Genomic DNA, 20225 nt, shown 5'->3' with positions numbered 1-20225 from the left:
CATCCTGGTCGGGGCGGCGCACGGACGCGTCGTCCGGACGGGAGGCACGACCCATGACCCACAGTTCCCGCACCACCCGACCGCTCGCCCTGGTGACCGGCGTCGGTCGCCGCGCCGGGATCGGTGCCGCGATCGCCTCGCGGCTCGCCGCCGACGGCTGGGACCTCGCGATCTCGTGGTGGGGACCGTACGACGACCGCGTGCACGGGGCCGCCGACCCCGACGGGGTGGACGCGGTGGTCGCCGAGGCCGAGCGTGCGGGGGCACGGGTGACGCGCCTCCCGGTCGACCTGGCCGACCCGGAGCAGGCGGCCGCGCTCGTGGGCCGCGCCGAGACCGAGGCGGGCGCGCCCGTGACCGCCGTCGTGATGTCGCACTGCGAGTCGGTGGACTCGGACTTCGCATCCACCACCGTCGAGTCGTTCGACCGACACCTGGCGGTGAACGTGCGCGCACCGTTCCTGATCGTGCAGGCGTACGCGCGACGGCTGCGCGAGGGTGCGCCCGCTCCCGAGGACCGCCGCCGCGTCGTCGCGCTGACGAGCGACCACGTCGGCTTCAACCTGCCGTACGGCACGAGCAAGGGTGCTCTCGACCGGCTGGTCGTCGGGGCGGCCATCGAGCTCGGCGACGTCCGCGTGAGCGCGAACCTGGTGAACCCGGGCCCGAACGACACCGGGTGGATGACCGACGAGATCCGCGAGGCCGCGGTCGCCCAGACCCCGCTCGGACGCCCGTCGATGCCGACCGACACGGCGGCGCTCGTCGGGTTCCTGCTCGGTCCCGACGGCGGGTGGGTGAACGGTCAGCTGCTGAAGACGGACGGCGGGTTCAGCGCCAGGTGACGTTTGGTTGACGCGTCAACCAAATGCGCGCAGACTGGGGTCGTGCACACACAGGACCTGCTCGCAGCCGACACCGGGATGGGCGCCGTGACGCTCCGGGTCGCCGACCTCGACACGATGGTCGCGTACTACCGCGACGGCGTCGGTCTGGCGGTCCTGACGAACGACGGCGGCACCGCGGTGCTCGGCCGCGGGACGACGCCGATCGTGGTCCTCGAGCACGCCCCCGCGATGCGGCACGCCGCCCCGCACGAGGCCGGGCTCTTCCACACCGCGATCCTGTTCGACACGCAGGCCGACCTCGCGGCGGCGCTGTACTCCGTCGCGACGAAGTACCCGCGGACCTTCACGGGCAGCGCGGACCACCTGGTGAGCAACGCGTTCTACTTCCAGGACCCGGAGGGCAACGGCGTCGAGCTGTACTGGGACCGCGACCGCACCGAGTGGTCGTGGACGCACGGCATGGTCGACATGGCGACCATCTACGTCGACCCGAACGCCTTCGTGCAGGAGCACCTGACCCAGGACGCCGTGAACGCCGCAGCCGCACGGCCGGGCCGCGTCGGGCACGTGCACCTGTCCGTCGGCGACGTCGCCACCGCGAAGGCGTTCTACGTCGATCGGCTCGGCTTCGCGACGACCGCGGCGATGGGCGACCAGGCACTGTTCGTCAGCGCGGGTGGGTACCACCACCACATGGCGATGAACACGTGGAACTCGCGCGGGGCCGGGCGGCGGCAGCAGGCGCTCGGCCTGGGGCTCGTGCGGATCGAGGTGCCGGGCGCGGACGACCTCGGCGCGCTCGTGTCCCGCATGCACGACACCGGGGTGCAGACCGCGGACGACGGCCGCACGGTGGCGTTCGAGGACCCGTGGGCGAACCGCATCGAGGTCACGGCGCCCGGACGCGGCTGAGCGCGGGCGTGCGTTTTCGTTCCGTGCGCGGGCTCGCTCCCGCGTCTGGTCCGCCGAAGCGACAGTGTGCGGCCAACCGTTCGCGGTGATCTGTCGCTTTTGCAAGAGCAACCTCCGCCCGCGCAGGGCGCACCCGGCAGGATGGACGCGTGAGCGAAGACATCCGGTGGGAGGTGGTCGAGGAGAGCGCACTGACGCTCCCCGACCACGAGGCGATCGCAGCGATGCTCGGGCAGGCGTTCCCGACCTGGTCGCACTGGTACGTGGGCGGCCGCGACTACGCCGGCATGCAGCCCGAGCGCCGGGTGATCGGCTGGAGCGCCGACGGCACGGTGCTGGCACACGTCGGCATCCGGCGCATGTTCATCACCGTGGGCGGCGAGGACGTCTTGGTCGGCGACACCGGTGTCGTCGCCGTGTCGCCGACGCTGCAGGGCACCGGGGTCGGCCGCGAGCTCCTCGTCCGCACCCGCGCTGTCCTCGAGGGGCTCCGCGTGCCGTACGGCTTCCTCGGCGCCGGCGAGGACCGCATCCCCTTCTACGCGCACATGGGCTGGCACGAGATCGACGGCGCCGTCGGCACGTTCTCGGCGTTCACGGCCGACGGGGTCGGGGTGAACGAGACCGAGCAGGGCGGGTGGATGGTCCTGCCGGTCGAGGCGCAGCTGGAGGACTGGCCGAAGGGCGAGATCATGCTGAACGGCCAGCAGGTCTGATCCACCACGACGACGGACGGGAGGCCCGGTACCAGCTGGTACCGGGCCTCCCGTCCGTCGTGTGGCTGACTACGCCTCGACCGCGACCTTCTCCGGGTCCTCGTTCGAACCCGGCGCGGTCGGCACGACCGCGGCGCGCACACGCGCACCCAGGTCGGCGTCGACGTTCGTCCAGTAGGCGAACACGCGCTCGCGCAGGTCGTCGCGCGTCACCTTCGAGACGTGCCCGGCGATGTTGCCCACCAGGCGCTCACGGGCGGCGTCGTCGAGCACCTCGCGGACGAGCGTGCCGGCCTGGCCGAAGTCGTCGTCCTCCGGGTGGAGCGTCGCGGCGGACCGCTGCAGCGCACCGTCGGACTCCCAGCCCGGCACGTCGTCCGTGGCGGCCGGGTCGGCGTGCGCGCCGCCCTGGGTGTTCGGCGCGTACACCGGCACCTCGGCCTTCTGGAAGTCGAAGCGCATGGCGCCGTCCTTCGAGTACGAGTGGACCTCGTTCTTCGGGGCGTTCACGGGCAGCTGCGCGTGGTTCGTGCCGACGCGGTAGCGCTGGGCGTCCGCGTAGCTGAAGATGCGCGCGAGGAGCATCTTGTCGGGGCTCGCCGCGATGCCGGGCACGAAGTTCGACGGCGCGAACGCGGCCTGCTCGATCTGCGCGAAGTAGTTCTCCGGGTTGCGGTTGAGCTCCATCGTGCCGACCTCGATGAGCGGGTAGTCGGCGTGCGGCCACACCTTCGTGAGGTCGAACGGGTTGAAGCGGTAGCTCTCGGCGTCCGCGTACGGCATGACCTGCACCTTGAGGACCCACTTCGGGAAGTCACGGCGCTCGATGGCCTCGTAGAGGTCGCGGATGTGGAAGTCGGCGTCCTCACCGGCGATGCGGTCGGCGTCCTCCTGCGTCAGGGTCTTGTGGCCCTGCTGCGTCTCGAAGTGGTACTTCACCCAGAAGCGCTCACCCTCGGCGTTGATCCACTGGTAGGTGTGCGAGCTGAAGCCGTCCATGTGGCGCCAGCTCGACGGGAGGCCCCGGTCGCCCATGAGCCAGGTCACCTGATGCGCCGACTCCGGGGAGAGGGTCCAGAAGTCCCACTGCATGTCGTGGTTGCGCAGGTGCGAACCCGGCAGGCGCTTCTGCGAGCGGATGAAGTCCGGGAACTTGATGCCGTCACGGATGAAGAAGACGGGGGTGTTGTTGCCGACGAGGTCGTAGTTGCCCTCTTCGGTGTAGAACTTCAGCGCGAACCCGCGGGGGTCGCGCCAGGTGTCCGGGGAGCCCTGCTCGCCGGCGACGCTCGAGAAGCGGGCGAGCATCTCGGTGGTCTTGCCCGGCTGCAGGAACGCGGCGCGGGTGTACTGCGACACGTCGTGGGTGACGGTGAAGGTACCGAACGCACCGCCGCCCTTGGCGTGGACGACGCGCTCCGGGACGCGCTCACGGTTGAACTGGGCGAGCTTCTCGACCAGGTAGTGGTCGTGAAGGGCGAGGGGGCCGTCCGCACCGACACCCATCGAGTGCTGGTCGCTCGATACGGGGGCGCCGGAGTTGGTCGTGGTGGTGGGGGTACCGGCGGGGCCGGTGGGCGTGTTCTGGTCGGACACGGTTCCTCCTCAGGTGGAACGGTTGGTTCGGTCAGGGGTGCTCGGGTTGCTCGTGGGGCGCACCGCGTCCACGGTGGTGCGCTGTGTCGCCGGGTCCGTCGGGTCGGCCCGGACAGGTCAGGCGGTGACCGCCTCGGCGTCGTCGCGCTCCGCCGCGGCGCAGGACTCGCAGATCCCCCAGTAGGTCACCTCCGCGGTCGTCACGGCGAAGCCGTGCGTCTCCGACGGGGTGAGGCAGGGCGCGTGACCGACGGCGCAGTCGACGTCCTCGATCGCGCTGCACATGGTGCAGACGATGTGGTGGTGGTTGTCCCCGGTTCGCCGCTCGTACCGCGCCGGGCTGCCGGCGGGCTCGATGCGACGGACGAGTCCGGCGCCGGTCAGGGCGTTGAGGACGCCGTACACGGCCTGGTGGCTCGTGGTCGGCAGCTCGGCCGAGACCGCGGTGAGGATGTCGTCCGCGGTCGCGTGCGGCATCGCCCCCGAGGCACGCAGGACCGCGAGCCGGGGTGCCGTCACCCGCAGGCCGGAGGCCCGGAGCAGGTCCGCGTCGACGTCCATCGGTCCCTTTCTCTTGCATCGGTCAAGACAAGCTCCACCGTACACGGTCCGCGGCGTTCGACCCAGGCGGTCCCGGGCTGCGCGTGTCGTCGGTGCGCTGCCTTCCGCGCGAGCGTCGCATTCCCCTGGTGGCATACGACGTGTCACGATCCGGTCGCGATCGGCTGGGACGCCCCTGTGACCGGCCGGTCCGGCGCTAGCGTCACCACATGTCCACGAAGCAGGGGCCTTCGTCGCGGATCGACTCCGTGCCGGTCGACAGCGCTCAGGACGTCCGGGGGATCATCGCGCAGCGGGACCTGGTCGTCGACCTCATCCGGACGGCGTGCGTCGTCCTCGTCGTCGTCGTGCACGTCACGATGGTCGGCGTCGCGGTGTCGCCCGATGGCATCGCCGTCACGAGCCCGTTGCAGGAGGCGTCCTGGTACGTCCCCGCGACGTGGGCGGGACAGGTCATGCCACTGTTCTTCGCCGTCGGCGGCTTCGCGAGCGCGGTCGGGTGGCGCAGCACGATCGCTCGGGGCGGGGGCGTGCGCGACTTCGTGGCGAAACGGCTCGTGCGGCTCTTCCGCCCGGCGGTCCCACTGTTCGCCGTGCTCGCGGTCGGTCTGGGGATCGCGTCCGCTCTCGGTACCCCGGCAGACCTGCTCGGCGAGGTCGCCTTCGGCATCGGCTCGCCGCTCTGGTTCCTCGCCGCATACGGCATCACGCAGTGCTGCGTGCCGGTGATGGCCAGGCTGCACGCGCGGGCCCCGTGGCGGACGCTCGGCGTCCTGCTGCTCCTCGCGGTGGCGGTCGACGCCCTGCGGTTCGCCACCGGCGCCGCCGAGGTCGGGCTCCTCAACCTCGGGCCGGTCTGGCTGTTCGCGCAGCAGCTCGGGTTCCTCTGGGCCGACGGGTGGTTCGCCCGGCGATCGAGGGTGCTGCTGGCGGCGGTCGCGCTCGCGGGCTTTGCACTCCTCGTGCCCCTGACGTCCGTCGGGCTCTGGGCACCGGACATGCTGCAGGACCTCAACCCGCCGATGCTCCCGCTGGCGGTGCTCGCCGTCTCGCAGGTCTGCCTGGTGCAGCTCGTGCACCGCCCCCTCACCCGGCTCGTGCGGACCCGTGCGGCGCAGGCCACGGTGTTCGTGCTCGGGCGCGACGGCATGGCGATCTACCTCTGGCACCTGCCCCTGTACATCGCGCTCAACGGCGTCGCACTCCTGCTCGCTGTGCCGTTCCCCGCCCCGGGGTCGGGCACGTGGTGGGCGACGCGGCCGGTCGCCCTCGTCCTCGTGCTGGCCGCGGCGATCGGCGTGGCACGGGCCCTGCGCCGGTGGGACCGCCCGCTCCCCCGGGTCGAGCCGGGCACCGACCGCCCGGGGTGGGCGGTCGTCGCGGTCGCGGTGCTCTGCACGGTGGGACCGGCGTTCGTCGTCATGCAGTGGCACCTGTCGTTCCCGGTCGCGGTCCTCGGCGCGGTCGCCGTGCCGGTCGGGGTGTGGCTGCTCGGGCGGACGCGGCCGCTGCCGCTGCCGCGGCGGGTCTGAACCGATCCTCACCGGTTCTGCTGCGCCGTCGGGCTCCGCCCCGGTGCACCCGGCGGAGGATGACGGTGCCCGCTCCGTCGCGGTCGGGCACCGACCCGCCCGTCACCAGGAGGCACCCCACGCCCGGACCCGCCGAGTTCTGGAGCACCTGGCACGCCGACCCGCTCGCCGCCGTGCTGATCGTCGTCGCGACGACCGCGTACGGCTGGTGGCTCGTCGGAGCCCGGCGTCGGGGCGCACACTGGTCGGCCTGGCGCACGCTGTCGTTCGTGGTCGCGCTCGTGCTCTTCGCCGTGCTGCAGTTCGGCATCGTCGGGCAGGACGACCAGGAGCTGCGCTGGGCGTTCACGCTCCGGCTCGCGCTGCTGTTCTTCGCGGTGCCGACCTTCGCTGCCCTGGCCGCCCCGGTGTCGCTGCTCCGGCTCGGGGGCCCGAGTGGGTGGTCGGCCGCAACCGACCGGGTGCTCGGGTCACGTCCGGTCCGGGTGCTCGGCAACGCGATCGTCGCCCCCGTCGTCGGCCTGGTCCTGTTCGCGGCGCTGCTCACCCCGCTGTCCGCGACCGTCCGCGGGTCGGGGCTCGGAGCGGCCGCCGTCACCGTGATGGTGCCCGCGCTCGGGTTCACCCTGCTCGCGCCCCTGTCGGAGCCCGGCGTGCTGCGGAGTTCGACGTTCGTGACGGTCGAGTTCCTGCTCGCGTTCGTGGAGCTGCTGCTCGACGCGGTGCCCGGCATCGTGCTGCGGGTGTCGGACCACGTGCTCGACGGATCGCTCGTGCACGCCGTGGGGCAGCTGTGGTTCCCGTCCCCGCTGCGCGACCAGCACCTGGCGGGTGACCTGCTGTGGTTCATCGCCGAGGTCGCCGACGTCCCGGTGCTCGTGATGCTCTTCGTGCGGTGGCAGCGGACCGATCGTCGCGAGGCCCGTTCCGTCGACGCCCTGTCCGACGAGGAGATGGCCGAGCTGACCCGGGCGCACCTGCAGCGGCGGGGGTGAACGGGCGCACGGCGCGGCAGGGACGGTGTCGCCGCCCCTGCCGCGCAGGGCGTCAGCGCGCGGCAGCCTCGGGCTCCGCAGCGCCCGGCTGCGTCTCGACCGCACCGGTCTGCTTCCACGCCGTCGTCTGCTTCGGCTTCGCCAGGAACAGCGCCGCGACGATGGCCGCGACGAGCACGACGGCGGGGAGCACGAGCGACTGCCCCATCGCGGTGGCGAACGGCTGCTGCAGGAACTCGGGCAGCGCCCCGACCTGCTGCTCAGCGCCACCCGACCCCGTGCCGGCGCCCGACGGGAAGTTCGCCGTGATGCGCGCCTCGATCAGCGCGGCGATGCCGGCGGACCCGAGCACGGCGCCGATCTGGCGCGTGGTGTTGTAGACGCCCGACCCGGCACCGGCGAGGGCCGGCGGCAGGTTGCGCGTGGCCGAGACCGAGAGCGGTCCCCACATGCAGGCGTTCGCGAGGCCCAGGAGCGCACTCGGCAGCAGCGTCCAGCCCCAGCCGGCACCCGACGAGAGCAGGGCGCCGAACCAGAAGAGCCCGCCGGAGAAGCACGCGAGGCCGAACGAGCCGACCCACCGGGGGTTCCACTTGTTGAGGTTCTTGCCGACGAGCGGCGCGAGCGCGGCGGACAGGACGGCCTGCGGGACGAGCAGCAGGGCGGCCTGGGTCGGCGAGAAGCGCAGGACGTCCTGCGCCCAGAGCATGATCGGCAGCGCGAACGACGAGATCGCGACGCCGACGGCCGTGATCGCGATGTTGGCGAGGGTGAAGTTGCGGTCCTTGAAGAGGCCCAGCGGCAGCAGCGGCTCGCCCTTCTGCACGCCCTGCCACACCACGAAGGCGGCGAGGACGACGATGCCGGTGATGATCAGCGACCAGACCGAGATCGGCCCCGTGATGGTGCCCCAGTCGTAGGTCTCGCCCTCCTGGATGCCGAAGACGAGCAGGAACATGCCGATCGCGCTCAGCACGATGCCCAGGGTGTCGAAGCGGTGCCCGTGCCGCTCGAAGCGGGGGACGAAGCGCTGCGCGAGCACGAACGCGACGATGCCGACGGGCACGTTGACGAAGAAGATCCACTCCCAGCCGAAGCCGTCGACGAGCAGACCGCCGACGATCGGACCGACGAGCGAGGCGACACCGGCGACGGCACCCCAGAGGCCCATCGCCGCACCGCGGTTCTGCGGCGGGAAGATGCGGGTGATGACGGCCATGGTCTGCGGGGTCATCATCGCGGCCCCGAGGCCCTGCACGACGCGGGCCACGATGAGCATCTCGATGGACCCGGCCAGCCCGCACCACAGGCTGGCGAGCGTGAAGACCACGAGCCCCGTCTGGTAGAGCACCTTCGGGCCGAACCGGTCGCCCAGGCGTCCGGTGATGAGCAGCGGCACCGCGTAGGCGAGCAGGTACGCGCTCGTCACCCAGATGACGGCGTTGATGTCGGCGTCGAGCGCCTGTGCGATGGTCGGGGTCGCGACGGAGACGATCGTCGAGTCGACCAGGATCATGAAGAAGCCGACGACGAGGGCCCAGAGGGCCGGCCACGGCTTCTTGCCGTGCTCCAGGTCTGCGCTGGTGGGTGCGGGGGTCATCGAGTGTGTTCCTTGTCCTCGTGGGAGCTGGTGTCGGGGACGGCCGGGCCGTCCCAGGGGACGTCGCCGCTCGCGATGCGGTCAGCGGTCGCGGTGAGCCAGTCGATCTGCGCCGTGAGCATGCCGCGCACGTACGACACGTCGAGCCAGTAGCGCTCGGCGAGCCGCTTGGCCTGGAGGCCCGTGGCGGCTTCGTCGTACCCGGCGCGTTCGGCACGGAGCGCGTCGGCGCGGGCGCGCAACGCGGTCACCGCCTCGGTCGCGGTCAGGTTGTCGACGTGGGACAGCGCGAGCTGGAACTCCGGGTACTCGTCGGCGGGCTCGGCGATCATGCGCCGCAGCCCGGCCTCGAGCTCGGCGCGGCCGTGGTCGGTGATGGCGTACGTGGTGCGCTCGGGCCGGTTGCCCTCGCGCGCGGTGCCGAGGGCCTCGGCGAACCCGAGGTCCACGAGCCGTCCGATCTGGTGGTACAGCGTGCCGGGCCGGACCTTGACGTTCTGGTCCTCGCGGCGCTGGAGCATCGTCTGGAACATCTCGTAGGGGTGCATCGGTGCCTCGGCGAGCAGGCCGAGCGCGGCGAACGCGAGGGGCGTGAGCGACGCCATCCGTGCCTCCTGTCCGGTGTTCGCAAGCGACTATTCGACTTGGAATATACGCCTTCGAGGAGATCTCCACAACGGTCCCGGCGCGGCGCGGCGGGACCGTAGACTGGTGCGGTCCCACCCAACCCACCCAAGCGCTGGAGTGAACACGTGCCAACCATCGTCGTCGAGGTCATGCCCAAGGCAGAGATCCTCGATCCCCAGGGCAAGGCGGTGGGCAACGCGCTCGCCCGTCTCGGCAAGGCCGACCTGACCGCCGTCCGCATCGGCAAGCGCTTCGAGATCGCCGTCGACGGCCCCGTCGACGACGCGAAGCTGGCCGAGGTCCGCGAGATCGCGGCGGACGTCTTCTCCAACGCCGTGATCGAGGACGTCGTCTCCGTCACCGTGCAGGACGCGTGACGCCGATGCGCATCGGCGTCATCACGTTCCCGGGCTCGCTCGACGACCGCGACGCCCAGCGCGCGGTCCGCCTGGCCGGTGCCGACCCCGTCGCGCTCTGGCACGGCGACCACGACCTGCAGGGCGTCGACGCGATCGTGCTCCCCGGCGGGTTCTCGTACGGCGACTACCTGCGCGCCGGTGCGATCGCGGCGAAGGCCCCGATCATGGCCGAGGTCATCGACGCCGCCGGCAAGGGCATGCCCGTGCTCGGCATCTGCAACGGCTTCCAGATGCTGGCCGAGGCCCGCCTGGTCCCCGGTGCGCACACCCGCAACGCCCACCAGCAGTTCATCCGGCGTGACCAGAAGCTCCGCGTCGAGAACGCCGGCACCGCATGGACGTCCGGGTTCGCGGACCAGCAGGAGATCACCATCCCGCTGAAGAACGCGGACGGCCGCTTCGTCGCCGACGCCGACGAGATCAAGCGCATCGAGGACAACGGCCAGGTCGTGTTCCGCTACGTCGGCGTGAACCCGAACGGGTCGATCGACGACATCGCGGGCGTCTCGAACGAGCGCGGCAACGTCGTCGGACTCATGCCGCACCCCGAGCACGCGACGGAGCCCGGGTTCGGCCCGGACACCCCCGCGGCCATGGCCTCCGGTACGGACGGCCTCACCTTCTTCACCTCCGTGATCGAGTCGACGCTCGTCAAGTGACGACGGACACGACTCCAGTGACAGGGAACGACAACACCGTGACGACCCACGTTCGCCCGAAGCCCGACACCGTCCAGGACGCCGCCGCCACCCCCGACAAGGAGCAGCCGTACGAGGCGCTCGGGCTCAAGGCCGACGAGTACGCGAAGATCCGCGAGATCCTCGGTCGCCGCCCCACCTCGGGCGAGCTCGCCATGTACTCGGTGATGTGGTCCGAGCACTGCTCGTACAAGTCGAGCAAGAACTACCTGCGGCAGTTCGGCGGGAAGGTCACGCCGGAGATGACGAAGAACCTCATGGTCGGCATGGGCGAGAACGCCGGTGTCGTCGACGTGGGCAACGGGTGGGCAGTGACCTTCAAGGTCGAGTCCCACAACCACCCGTCGTACGTCGAGCCGTACCAGGGCGCCGCGACCGGTGTCGGCGGCATCGTCCGCGACATCATCTCGATGGGCGCCCGGCCGGTTGCCGTGATGGACCAGCTCCGCTTCGGCGCGATCGACCACGAGGACACGCAGCGCGTCGTGCACGGCGTCGTCGGCGGCATCTCGTTCTACGGCAACTGCCTCGGCCTGCCGAACATCGGTGGCGAGACCTACTTCGACCCGGTGTACCAGGGCAACCCGCTGGTCAACGCCCTCGCGGTCGGCGTCCTGCGGCACGAGGACCTGCACCTGGCCAACGCCTCCGGCGCGGGCAACAAGGTCGTGCTCTTCGGTGCGCGCACCGGTGGCGACGGCATCGGCGGCGCGTCGATCCTGGCGTCCGACACCTTCACCGAGGGCGGCCCGACGAAGCGCCCGGCCGTCCAGGTCGGCGACCCCTTCGCGGAGAAGGTCCTCATCGAGTGCTGCCTCGAGCTGTTCCAGAAGGAGCTCGTCGAGGGCATCCAGGACCTCGGTGCCGCGGGTATCTCGTGCGCGACGAGCGAGCTCGCGTCGAACGGCGACGGCGGCATGCACATCTCGCTCGACGACGTCCTGCTGCGCGACCCCACGCTCACGGCAGAGGAGATCCTCATGTCGGAGAGCCAGGAGCGCATGATGGCGGTCGTCCGGCCCGAGAAGCTCGACGAGTTCCTCGCGGTCGTCGGCAAGTGGGAGGTCGAGACCAGCGTCCTGGGCGAGGTCACCGGCACCGGCCGTCTCGTCATCGACTGGCAGGGCCAGGAGATCGTGAACGTCGACCCCCGCACGGTCGCCGTCGACGGCCCCGTGTACGACCGTCCGGTCGCGTACCCGACGTGGATCGACGCGCTGCAGGCGGACACGGCGGCCTCGCTCGACCGTCCGTCGGACGGGCCGGCGCTCAAGGCGCAGTTCCTGCAGCTGCTCGGCTCGCCGAACCTGGCGTCGAAGAACTGGGTCACGAACCAGTACGACACCTACGTGCTCGGCAACACCGCGCTCTCCTTCCCCGACGACGGCGGCATGATCCGCGTCGACGAGGAGACCGGGCTCGGCGTCACCGTCGCGACCGACGCCAACGGCCGCTACTGCCAGCTCGACCCGAAGCAGGGCGCTCGCCTGGCGCTGGCCGAGGCGTACCGGAACGTCGCCGTCACCGGTGCCGTCCCCGCCGCCGTCACCGACTGCCTGAACTTCGGCTCGCCGGAGAACCCCGAGGTCATGTGGCAGTTCTCCGAGGCCGTCGAGGGCCTGGCGGACGGCTGCATGGAGCTCGGCATCCCGGTCACGGGCGGCAACGTGTCGTTCTACAACCAGACCGGCACCACCCCGATCCACCCGACCCCCGTCGTCGGCGTGCTCGGCATCATCGACGACGTCGCCCTGCGCGTGCCCTCGGGCTGGCAGGACGACGGACACAACGTGTACCTGCTCGGCACGACGAGCCTCGAGCTCGACGGCTCGGCCTGGGCCGGCACGGTGCACGGGCACCTCGGCGGCCGTCCGCCGGCGGTCGACCTCGACCGTGAGAAGGCGCTGGCGGACCTGCTGCACGCGGCCTCGGGCGAACAGCTGCTCACGAGCGCACACGACCTGGCGGACGGCGGCCTCGGCCAGTCGCTGGCCGAGTCGGTGCTGCGCTTCGGGATCGGTGCCCGCGTGGTCCTCGACGAGCTCGAGGAGCGCGACGGCGTCGACACGGCGACCGCGCTGTTCTCCGAGTCGACGGGCCGTGTGATCGTGACCGTCCGACGCGAGGACGACGTGCGCTTCCAGGGCCTGTGCGACGGTCGGGGCTTCCCGGTGCTGCGCATCGGCGTGACGGACGCCTCGTCCGGCTCGCTCGAGGTGCAGGGCGCGTTCGAGGCGACGATCGACGAGCTGCGCGGCACGCACGCCGCGACGCTCCCGGCGCGCTTCGGCGACGTCATCGTCGAGGACGTCACCGAGGGCTACGTCGGGCGCGGGCCGCTCGACGACCACGGCTCGTTCTCGCCGCGCACCGACAGCTGACCGAGCACCCGGACAGGACCGACCGCATGCCGATCGTCACCCTGCCCTTCGTCGAGCTCGTCGACCGCTTCGGCCCCGTGCCGGACGGCGTCGAACTCGACGTGTGGGACGTCGAGGGGCCGTACGCCCGTCCGGACGACGTGGCGATCACGCTGCTGCCGTTCTACTTCGCCGGACGGCACCGCTGGCAGTACGTGCACGACCTGCCGAACCTGCAGCTCCTGCAGCTGCCGAGCGCCGGGTACGAGCACGCCCTGCCGCACGTCCCCGGGCACGCGCACGTGGCGAACGGCCGCGGGATCCACGACGACGAGACCGCCGAGCTCGCGGTCGGACTGGCGCTGACCTCGCTCCGCGAGATCGCCGTGTTCCAGGCCGACCGCGCCGCCGGGGTGTGGGACGCCCGCGAGACCCGGTCCCTCGCCGACCGACGCGTGACGGTGGTCGGCTACGGGGCGATCGGCTCCGCCATCGCGGCGCGGTTCGAGGCGATGCGGTGCGACGTCACCGTCGTGGCCCGCACCGCGCGTGAGCAGGACGGCCGCAGCGTGCACGCGTTCGGGGAGCTCCCGGAGCTCGCGGCCCGCACCGACGTGCTCGTGCTCATCACCCCGCTCACCGACGAGACCGAGCGGCTCGTCGACGCCGACCTGCTCGCCGCGCTGCCCGACGGCGCCCTCGTGGTGAACGTCGCGCGCGGCAGGGTCGTCGACACCGATGCGCTGGTCGCCGAACTGCAGCGCGGTCGGCTGTCGGCGGCGCTCGACGTGACCGATCCGGAACCGCTCCCGTCGGGGCACCCGCTCTGGACCACACCGAACACGGTGCTCACGCCGCACGTCGGCGGGAACACCGACCTCAGCGTGCCGCGGACCCTCGACCTCGTGCGCCGGCAGGTGGCCGCCCTGGCAGCGGGCCGCCCGTTCGAGAACATCGTCGACGCCTGACGCGACCCGTGCGCGCCTGACCCGACCGGCGCCCGCCTGACCCGACCCGCGCGCGCCGACCCGCGCCGCCCCGAGCACGGACGGTGTGCGAGAACGTCAGCCGTCGATCGGCAGCGCCATCCCGAGGCTCGGTGCGACGTCCTCGAACCCGAGCGACCGGTAGAGCCGCTGCCCGGGCGGGTCACCGACGAGCGTGATGTACGCCCCCTGCGGTGCACGAGCCCGGATGTCCGCCACGAGCCACTCGACGACCACACGGCCGAGCCCACGTCGCTGGTGCGCCGGGTCGGTGGCGATGTCCGCGATGTGGAAGTACCACCCGCCGTCGCCGATCGTCCGGCCCATCGCAGCGGGGACCCCATCGGCGTCGACCACGTGGACCGCGGACCAGCTGCCCGCGATCGCCCCGGCTCCCTGCGCCTCGTTCTTCGGTGACAGACCGGAGTCGCGCCGCAGCCGCAGGTAGTCCTCGAGCGGCGGCGGCCCGACCACCAGGCGGTACCCGTCGGCGAGCGCCCCCGGAGACCCGGCTGTCACGACCGGAGCGTGGTCGGCACGGGAACGATGCAGGCGGGGGTCCCGACGGCGATCTGCGCGACGGCCGCTCCGGGCACCCCGTCGGCGCCGATCGGCAGCACCGCGATCGCGTCCGACATCTGGTTCGCCACGAGCAGGTACCCGGGCACCTGTGCGAAGTGCCGCGGCCAGACGCCACCGCACGACGCCGAGCCGGCGACCGTGAGGCCGTCGTCCGCGGTGTCGAGCACCACGACCAGGTCGCGACCGCGGACGGCGACGACGACCCTGCCGGCCGCGTCGATCTCGACGTGGCTGAGGAGCGACTCCCCCACCGGCCCGTCGAAGGCCGCTGCCGAGGCGACCGGGCGGAGCGTGCCGCTGTCGTCGCGTCTCAGGCGGTGGATGCGTCCGTCGAGCTCGCCGGCCACCACGAGGTCGGCGTCCGGGCCGTCGCCGAGCCACACCATGTGACGCGGACCGACGCCCGGGGCGAGGTGGTGCACCCGGACGAGCTCGATCGACGGTGTGCCGGTCACACGGAACTCGTGCAGGGCGTCGCCGCCGAGGTCGGCGACGAGGACGGTGCCGTCCGGCGTCCCGATCGACTGGTGGGCGTGGGGGCCCTCCTGTCGGGCCTCCACCGGCCCCTCGACGTCGGGCAGCACGCCGGTGACGACCGCGGTGTCGGGGACCACGATGCGGTCCCCGCTGCCGTGGGCACCCACGACACCGTCGCTCGCGGTCATCGACGCTGCGTGTGACTCGGCGGCCTCGAGGGACACCGCGGTGACGGTGCCGGAGACGTAGTTCGTGACGACCAGGGCGCCGGACGGGTCGATCCGGACGTGGCACGGTGCGTCACCGCCGGCGTCGGCGTCCCAGAGGTGTTCGAGGGCGCCACCCGCGTACCGGAAGGCCGAGACGCTGCCGTCCGCGACCTCGGACACGGCGTAGACGCGGTCACCGGAGAGCGCGAGGAACGAAGGATCGTCCATCACGGCAGCAGTGTGGGCGGTGGTCCCGTGCACCACGGAGATGCCCGTCGCCGTACCGCCGCCGGTCGCGGTGTACGACCCGACGAGCAGGTGCAGGTCTGCGAGGTCGGCCGGGAGACCCTGCGCCACGGCCCCGCTCACCGCTCGCCGCCGGCGATGCGCTCGTGGTGGTGGATGACCTCGGCGACGATGAAGTTCAGGAACTTCTCCGCGAAGGCCGGGTCGAGGTGTGACTCGGCGGCGAGCTGCCGGAGGCGCGCCACCTGCACCTGCTCACGTCCAGGGTCGGCCGCGGGCATGCCCGCCTCGGCCTTGAGGTACCCGACCCGCTGGGTGTACTTGAAGCGCTCGGCGAGCATGTGGATCACGGCGGCGTCGATGTTGTCGATGCTCTGCCGGATGCTCGCGAGCTCGGCGACCGCAGCGTCGGCGTGGACGGGTGTGGACTCGTCGGCACTCATGCGGCGAGCCTACCGGCGGCCCTCCCGCGTGGGGAGTCGATGACGGCGGTGCGGCGGCACCGTTCCTGTGCGGGACCTGAGCACTGCTTCGGTGCTGCGAGAATGGAGGTCATGTCTGTCCTGCTCGTGATCTCGGGCGTCTGCGCGGTCCTCGCGGGCCTCGTGCACGTGTACATCTTCTTCCTCGAGTCCGTCGCATGGACGAGTCCGCGCGTGCGCCGTGTCTTCGGCATCGCCTCGGAGTCGGAGGCGCAGGCCACCCGCTCCCTCGCCTTCAACCAGGGCTTCTACAACCTGTTCCTCGCGATCGGCGCGATCCTCGGCGTCGTCCTCGTGCTCGCGGGCAACGGCGCGACCGGCTGGACCCTCGTCGTGTTCTCGACCGCGAGCATGCTCGGCGCCGCCGTCGTCCTCGCCGGCACCGGCCGCCGGTACCTCAACTCCGCGTTCGTGCAGGGCTCGCTCCCCCTCATCGCGCTGCTGTTCGCCTTCATCGGCTCCACCTTCACCGCCGCGTAGACCCGCCGCCAGGTCCGGACGCGCGGCGTTCGAGCCCATCACGTGGGCAATGGGAGGGCGATCTGCGCATGGGAAGCAGGAACACCCTGCCTCCAATGCGCGGAACAGCCTCCTACGAGCGCAACCGCCTCCGATGCGCGGAACGGCACCAGACGGCGGACGGGAGGCGCGGTGCCAGCCCGCACCGCGCCTCCCGTCCGACGGCCGGTCACCGCACCCACGCGCGCAACGGGAGACGCCGGGTCGCGACTCGCGACCCGGTGTCTCCCGGTACTCCCCCTGTGGCTGTCGGTCAGCCGACCTTCTTCGCGAACTCGTCCGGCAGCCGGTCGAGCGCCCACTCGATCGCGGCGGTCGTGCCGAGCGAGAACGCGTTCGACACGTCAGCGTCGTCGACGACGATCGAGTGCCCGGCCTGCACCGACGGCACCTTCTGGAACAGCGGGTCGGACTCGGCCTTCGACGCGTCGACGTAGATCGGCAGGACGACCGTCAGGTCGGCGTCGAGCAGGTCGAGGTTCTCCTGGGACAGGCTGACCGAGAAGGCGTCGCCGGCCTGCTGGTCGACGGCCTTCGGGATGGTGAAGCCGAGCTGCTGCATGAACGTCGAACGGCTGTCCTTCGAGGCGTAGGCCCCGAAGCCGTCCGCCGTGTACGAACCGACGACGGCGGTCTTGCCGTCGAACTCCGGGTGCGCCTTCCGCGCCGCGGCGTACGCGTCGTCGAGGTCGGTCAGGAGCTTCTTGCCCTCGGACTCCTTGCCGAGCGCACGCGACACCAGGTCGACCTGCTGCTCGGTGGTGGTGAGGTAGTTCTCGCCGCCCTTCGGGATCGCCACGGTCGGCGCGATGGCGGAGAGCTTGGCGTAGCGGTCCTTGTCGCCCGAGCTCTTCGTGTCGAGGATCAGGTCCGGCTTGAGCTTGAGGATCTGCTCGTAGCTGGGCTCGAGCGTCTGGATGATCGTCGGCTTCTTCGTGTACGCGTCCTTGAGCCAGGGCCCGACACCGTCGCCACCGAAGGCGAGCCAGTCGCTCGCGCCGACGGGCTGCACGCCGAGCTCGAGCGCGGTCTCCGCGTCGCCCCAGCCGAGGGCGACGACGCGCTTCGGCTGCGAGGGGATCTCGGTCGTGCCGAGCGCGGTCTGGATCGAGACGGGGAACGCGCCGCCCGAGCCCGAGGCGTCGTCGGAGGCGGCGGGCGACGAGGAGCCGGAGGTGCACCCGGCGAGGACGAGGGACGCGGCGACGACGGCACCGGCGGCCGCGAGCACGCGGCGGACGCGGCGCGCTGAGGGGGAGGTTCGGATCACACAGGTAAGGCTACCCTAAGCACCCCTGTCGAGGACGCCGAGCGGCTAGGCTCCGGACGTGGAGTTCACCGACCCCGACCGGACCCGGCTGGCCGTGCTGGGCTCCCCCATCGCGCACTCGCTCTCCCCCACGCTGCACTCGGCGGCCTACGGCGTGCTCGGGCTGCCGTTCACGTACGGGAGGCACGAGGTCGCCTCCGGTGGGCTCGATGCGTTCGTCGCGGGGCTCGGTCCCGACTGGCGCGGGCTCAGCCTGACCATGCCGCTCAAGCGGGACGTGCTGCCGATGCTCGACCGCACGACCCCGCTCGTCGACGAGCTCGGGGTGGCGAACACCGTCGCGTTCCGGCAGGAGGGTGACCGGGTCGTCCTGGCCGGCGCGAACACCGACGTCGAGGGCATCGTCCGTCCGGTCAAGGCGCTCGGGCACCTGCCGGGCGAGGCCACCATCGTGGGTGGTGGGGCCACCGCGGCGAGTGCCCTCGCGGCAGCGGTGCGGCTCGGGGCCGTCGACGTGCGGCTGTTCCTCCGCGACACCGCGAAGGCCGGGCCGCTCGTGGAGCTGGCCGTGCGCCTCGGGGTGACGCTCGAGGTACTGCCGATCGACTCGCTGCCCGGCACGACGCACGGGTTCCTCGTGTCGACCCTGCCCGGCGGTGCTGCGGACTCGCTCGAGCTCCGGCCGTCGGGGTCGGACGCGGTGCTGTTCGACGTGGCCTACGAGCCGTGGCCGACCGCGGCTGCGGGACGCTGGGCGGCTGCCGGGGGTCGGGTGCTCAACGGGCTCGACATGCTGGCCGAGCAGGCGATCGGGCAGATCCGGTTCTTCGTGAGCGGCGACGAGACCGAGCTGCTGCCGGACGAGGCCGAGGTGCGGCGGGCGATGCGGCTCGCGGTCGGACTGCCGGCGACCATCACCGCCTGACGTCGGTCGATGGGCGGCGGCGACCACGCCGTCGACGGTGAACCAGCGGTCAGGCGATCACGCCGTCGAGGTAGAACCAGCGCCCCTGCTCGCGGACGAACCCGCTGGTCTCCTCGAGCGTCCCGCGGTCGTCGTCGGTGCGCCACCACGCACGGAAGGTGACCTGCCCGGCGGAGTCGAACGGGCCTCCCGACCGGGTCGACACGATGTCCAGCCGCGTCCAACGCTGCGCCGGGTCGAGCGTCAGCTCGTCCGGACGAGTGCGCGGATGCCAGGTGAGCAGCAGGTACTCCGGCAGCCCCAGTGCGAACGCGGTGAACCGGGAGCGCATCAGCCGCTCGGCGGTCGGGGCCGCGGCGCCCGCGTGCAGGGGCCCACAGCACTCGCCGTAGGGGTTGCCGCTCAGGCAGGGGCAGCGCTGTTCGTCGTCCACCCGGGCACGGTAGCAGCGTCGGACCGCGCGGCCAGGACGCGAGGTCGGGCCTCCACGGGGCTCGTCGAGTCAGGACGTCGACACTCCCGTCTCAGTGGCGACATCGTTTGCCCGGCGGGCTCCCGTGCTCGCCGGACAGCAGCGTGATCTCGGGCTGCGCCGCGAGCACCGCGTCCTGGATCCGCCGCGCCACCTTCCGCGAGCAGATCGTCTCGGGGTACTCCCGCTCCCCGTCGCCGATCGTCAGGACGAGCATCCGGCAGTACCGGTACAACGGGTCGAGCGGACTCTGTGACCCACGGTTGAGGCTGCCGCTGTACCCGTCGATCTCCAGGCACCGGACCCGCTCGAGTCGGATCCGCTTGTTCCACCACCACGAGCGGATCCAGATCTCCTCCGGTCCGACGAACACACCCATCGTCGAAGCACGGACGAGCATCAGGACGAACGGCGAGGCGAAAGCCACCTGCTCCCAGTGCAGACCGAATCCGGCGATGCTCGCAGCGATACCCGGCGCGAAGACCACAGCCAGCGAGACCGCTACCCACGCTGGCCCGCTGCGGGAACCATGTACCCGGGTGAGCCGCATCCGACTCACCACGTCCGATCCCCTGTTGCGATGCGACGCAGTCCCGCACCAGCGCAACGGCGTCGTCCTGGCCGCATCTGTTCCGGACCGGGATCCGCCCCGACGTTCAGGAAGTTCTGCGTGTGCCAGTTCCGTCCGCCAACAGCGCGAAGGCGCGAACCGGCCAAGCGCTCAGCCATACCAGGGCAGGTTCAGCCGGGCCGACCCCAGGCCAACCCAGAACAGGACAGCCCTGATCATCTCGACGACCAGCACCAGCAGCGGTGGGCCAGTCGGCAGCTACTTGGATACGAGGCGATTTCCATCACGGTCTGCGCGACCTGCGGAACCAGGAACCGCGCTTCTTCCAGCCACGACCCAGCCTTGAACTCACGACTCCAGAACGCGCTGATGAGAAGAGACACGAGCCCCGTAGCAGGACCGTGGACCCGGATCCCCCTCAGCACGGCGAGTTCCCCTCCGGTGCCAGACCCTCGGCAGCCGACGGGCAGAGCTTCTCGACGTACTCGTACCCGGTCGTCACCTTGAAGAGCCCGCCGCTCTTGATCACCGGGACCACGAGCGTCGCATCCGGCAGCGCGAACTCGAGCGCTGCGACGCGGTTGCCCCCGTACCGGATGGAAGTGGCACGCATGGCTGCTCC

Annotated in this window: 22 protein-coding genes; 11 read left to right on the top strand and 11 right to left on the bottom strand. The window is 71.6% G+C overall.

Annotated features, from left to right (window positions below):
• Positions 1-53: 53 nt before the first annotated feature.
• The 3 genes from DEJ22_RS02630 to DEJ22_RS02620 all read left to right on the top strand — a co-directional run bounded on the left by DEJ22_RS02630 (position 54) and on the right by DEJ22_RS02620 (position 2476).
• Positions 54-845 carry an SDR family oxidoreductase gene (locus DEJ22_RS02630; RefSeq protein ID WP_111226707.1) on the top strand — a complete coding sequence of 264 codons (792 nt, stop codon included), beginning with the start codon at positions 54-56 and terminating at the stop codon, positions 843-845.
• A gap of 78 nt (positions 846-923) precedes the next feature.
• Entirely contained in the window at positions 924-1760 is an 837-nt protein-coding gene (locus DEJ22_RS02625) for a VOC family protein (RefSeq protein ID WP_111226944.1), read from the top strand.
• A gap of 149 nt (positions 1761-1909) precedes the next feature.
• A complete protein-coding gene (locus DEJ22_RS02620) occupies positions 1910-2476 on the top strand; it encodes a GNAT family N-acetyltransferase (RefSeq protein WP_111226708.1) in 567 nt (188 codons plus the stop codon).
• 69 nt (positions 2477-2545) lie between these two features.
• Here the strand turns inward: DEJ22_RS02620 and DEJ22_RS02615 are convergent, their stop codons facing one another.
• Together DEJ22_RS02615 and DEJ22_RS02610 are read right to left on the bottom strand one after the other, a co-directional pair.
• Positions 2546-4072, bottom strand: a complete 1527-nt coding sequence (locus DEJ22_RS02615; RefSeq protein WP_111226709.1) for a catalase — start codon at positions 4070-4072, stop codon at positions 2546-2548.
• Positions 4073-4189: 117 nt separating this feature from the next.
• A complete protein-coding gene (locus DEJ22_RS02610; RefSeq protein WP_111226710.1) occupies positions 4190-4633 on the bottom strand; it encodes a Fur family transcriptional regulator in 444 nt (147 codons plus the stop codon).
• Positions 4634-4842: 209 nt separating this feature from the next.
• On the opposite strand from DEJ22_RS02610, the gene DEJ22_RS02605 reads away from it, so the two are divergent.
• Positions 4843-6165, top strand: a complete 1323-nt coding sequence (locus DEJ22_RS02605; RefSeq protein WP_111226711.1) for an acyltransferase family protein — start codon at positions 4843-4845, stop codon at positions 6163-6165.
• Between the two features lie 65 nt (positions 6166-6230).
• Positions 6231-7160 carry a cytochrome c oxidase assembly protein gene (locus DEJ22_RS02600; protein ID WP_258379585.1) on the top strand — a complete coding sequence of 310 codons (930 nt, stop codon included), beginning with the start codon at positions 6231-6233 and terminating at the stop codon, positions 7158-7160.
• Positions 7161-7212: 52 nt separating this feature from the next.
• On the opposite strand, the gene DEJ22_RS02595 is transcribed toward DEJ22_RS02600, so the two are convergent.
• Complete coding sequence (locus DEJ22_RS02595; RefSeq protein WP_111226713.1) at positions 7213-8760, bottom strand: DHA2 family efflux MFS transporter permease subunit; 1548 nt, start codon at positions 8758-8760, stop codon at positions 7213-7215.
• Positions 8757-9365 carry a PadR family transcriptional regulator gene (locus DEJ22_RS02590; RefSeq protein WP_111226714.1) on the bottom strand — a complete coding sequence of 203 codons (609 nt, stop codon included), beginning with the start codon at positions 9363-9365 and terminating at the stop codon, positions 8757-8759. Before DEJ22_RS02590 ends, DEJ22_RS02595 begins: the two co-directional genes overlap by 4 nt.
• 147 nt (positions 9366-9512) lie before the next feature.
• On the opposite strand from DEJ22_RS02590, the gene purS reads away from it, so the two are divergent.
• The 4 genes from purS to DEJ22_RS02570 are packed head-to-tail and all read left to right on the top strand — an operon-like array spanning position 9513 to position 13832.
• Complete coding sequence (gene purS / locus DEJ22_RS02585) at positions 9513-9764, top strand: phosphoribosylformylglycinamidine synthase subunit PurS (RefSeq protein WP_111226715.1); 252 nt, start codon at positions 9513-9515, stop codon at positions 9762-9764.
• 5 nt (positions 9765-9769) lie between these two features.
• Complete coding sequence (gene purQ / locus DEJ22_RS02580) at positions 9770-10465, top strand: phosphoribosylformylglycinamidine synthase subunit PurQ (protein ID WP_111226945.1); 696 nt, start codon at positions 9770-9772, stop codon at positions 10463-10465.
• Between the two features lie 17 nt (positions 10466-10482).
• Entirely contained in the window at positions 10483-12885 is a 2403-nt protein-coding gene (gene purL, locus DEJ22_RS02575; RefSeq protein ID WP_111226716.1) for a phosphoribosylformylglycinamidine synthase subunit PurL, read from the top strand.
• Between the two features lie 26 nt (positions 12886-12911).
• Positions 12912-13832 carry a 2-hydroxyacid dehydrogenase gene (locus DEJ22_RS02570; RefSeq protein ID WP_111226717.1) on the top strand — a complete coding sequence of 307 codons (921 nt, stop codon included), beginning with the start codon at positions 12912-12914 and terminating at the stop codon, positions 13830-13832.
• 96 nt (positions 13833-13928) lie between these two features.
• On the opposite strand, the gene DEJ22_RS02565 is transcribed toward DEJ22_RS02570, so the two are convergent.
• From DEJ22_RS02565 to DEJ22_RS02555, 3 genes are read right to left on the bottom strand one after another with little or no spacing between them, the layout of a single operon-like run.
• Positions 13929-14369, bottom strand: a complete 441-nt coding sequence (locus DEJ22_RS02565) for a GNAT family N-acetyltransferase (protein ID WP_111226718.1) — start codon at positions 14367-14369, stop codon at positions 13929-13931.
• Entirely contained in the window at positions 14366-15475 is a 1110-nt protein-coding gene (locus tag DEJ22_RS02560) for a lactonase family protein (protein ID WP_181430723.1), read from the bottom strand. Before DEJ22_RS02560 ends, DEJ22_RS02565 begins: the two co-directional genes overlap by 4 nt.
• Before the next feature lie 8 nt (positions 15476-15483).
• Positions 15484-15807 (bottom strand): chorismate mutase, encoded by a 324-nt coding sequence (locus DEJ22_RS02555; protein WP_111226720.1) that lies wholly within the window; start codon positions 15805-15807, stop codon positions 15484-15486.
• Positions 15808-15918: 111 nt separating this feature from the next.
• On the opposite strand from DEJ22_RS02555, the gene DEJ22_RS02550 reads away from it, so the two are divergent.
• The gene (locus DEJ22_RS02550) at positions 15919-16326 is read left to right on the top strand and encodes a DUF1304 domain-containing protein (protein WP_181429153.1); all 408 of its coding nucleotides are present in this window, start codon (positions 15919-15921) and stop codon (positions 16324-16326) included.
• A gap of 292 nt (positions 16327-16618) precedes the next feature.
• Here DEJ22_RS02550 and DEJ22_RS02545 read toward each other — a convergent pair whose 3' ends face one another.
• Positions 16619-17635, bottom strand: coding sequence for an iron-siderophore ABC transporter substrate-binding protein (locus tag DEJ22_RS02545; RefSeq protein ID WP_258379587.1), 1017 nt, complete (start codon positions 17633-17635; stop codon positions 16619-16621).
• A gap of 58 nt (positions 17636-17693) precedes the next feature.
• Here DEJ22_RS02545 and DEJ22_RS02540 point away from each other — a divergent pair, with 58 nt between their 5' ends.
• Positions 17694-18560, top strand: coding sequence for a shikimate dehydrogenase family protein (locus DEJ22_RS02540; protein ID WP_111226722.1), 867 nt, complete (start codon positions 17694-17696; stop codon positions 18558-18560).
• Positions 18561-18609: 49 nt separating this feature from the next.
• On the opposite strand, the gene DEJ22_RS02535 is transcribed toward DEJ22_RS02540, so the two are convergent.
• The 3 genes from DEJ22_RS02535 to DEJ22_RS02525 all read right to left on the bottom strand — a co-directional run bounded on the left by DEJ22_RS02535 (position 18610) and on the right by DEJ22_RS02525 (position 20216).
• The gene (locus DEJ22_RS02535) at positions 18610-18993 is read right to left on the bottom strand and encodes a YchJ family protein (RefSeq protein WP_111226723.1); all 384 of its coding nucleotides are present in this window, start codon (positions 18991-18993) and stop codon (positions 18610-18612) included.
• A 91-nt stretch (positions 18994-19084) separates the two neighbouring features.
• Positions 19085-19459 (bottom strand): hypothetical protein, encoded by a 375-nt coding sequence (locus tag DEJ22_RS02530; RefSeq protein ID WP_146241716.1) that lies wholly within the window; start codon positions 19457-19459, stop codon positions 19085-19087.
• A gap of 562 nt (positions 19460-20021) precedes the next feature.
• A complete protein-coding gene (locus DEJ22_RS02525; protein WP_111226725.1) occupies positions 20022-20216 on the bottom strand; it encodes a hypothetical protein in 195 nt (64 codons plus the stop codon).
• Between the last annotated feature and the right edge of the window lie 9 nt (positions 20217-20225).

Origin of the sequence: Curtobacterium sp. MCSS17_007 (assembly GCF_003234175.2) — a bacterium.
Classification (GTDB): Bacteria; Actinomycetota; Actinomycetes; order Actinomycetales; family Microbacteriaceae; genus Curtobacterium.
This window is presented reverse-complemented; position numbering and strand designations above follow the sequence as displayed.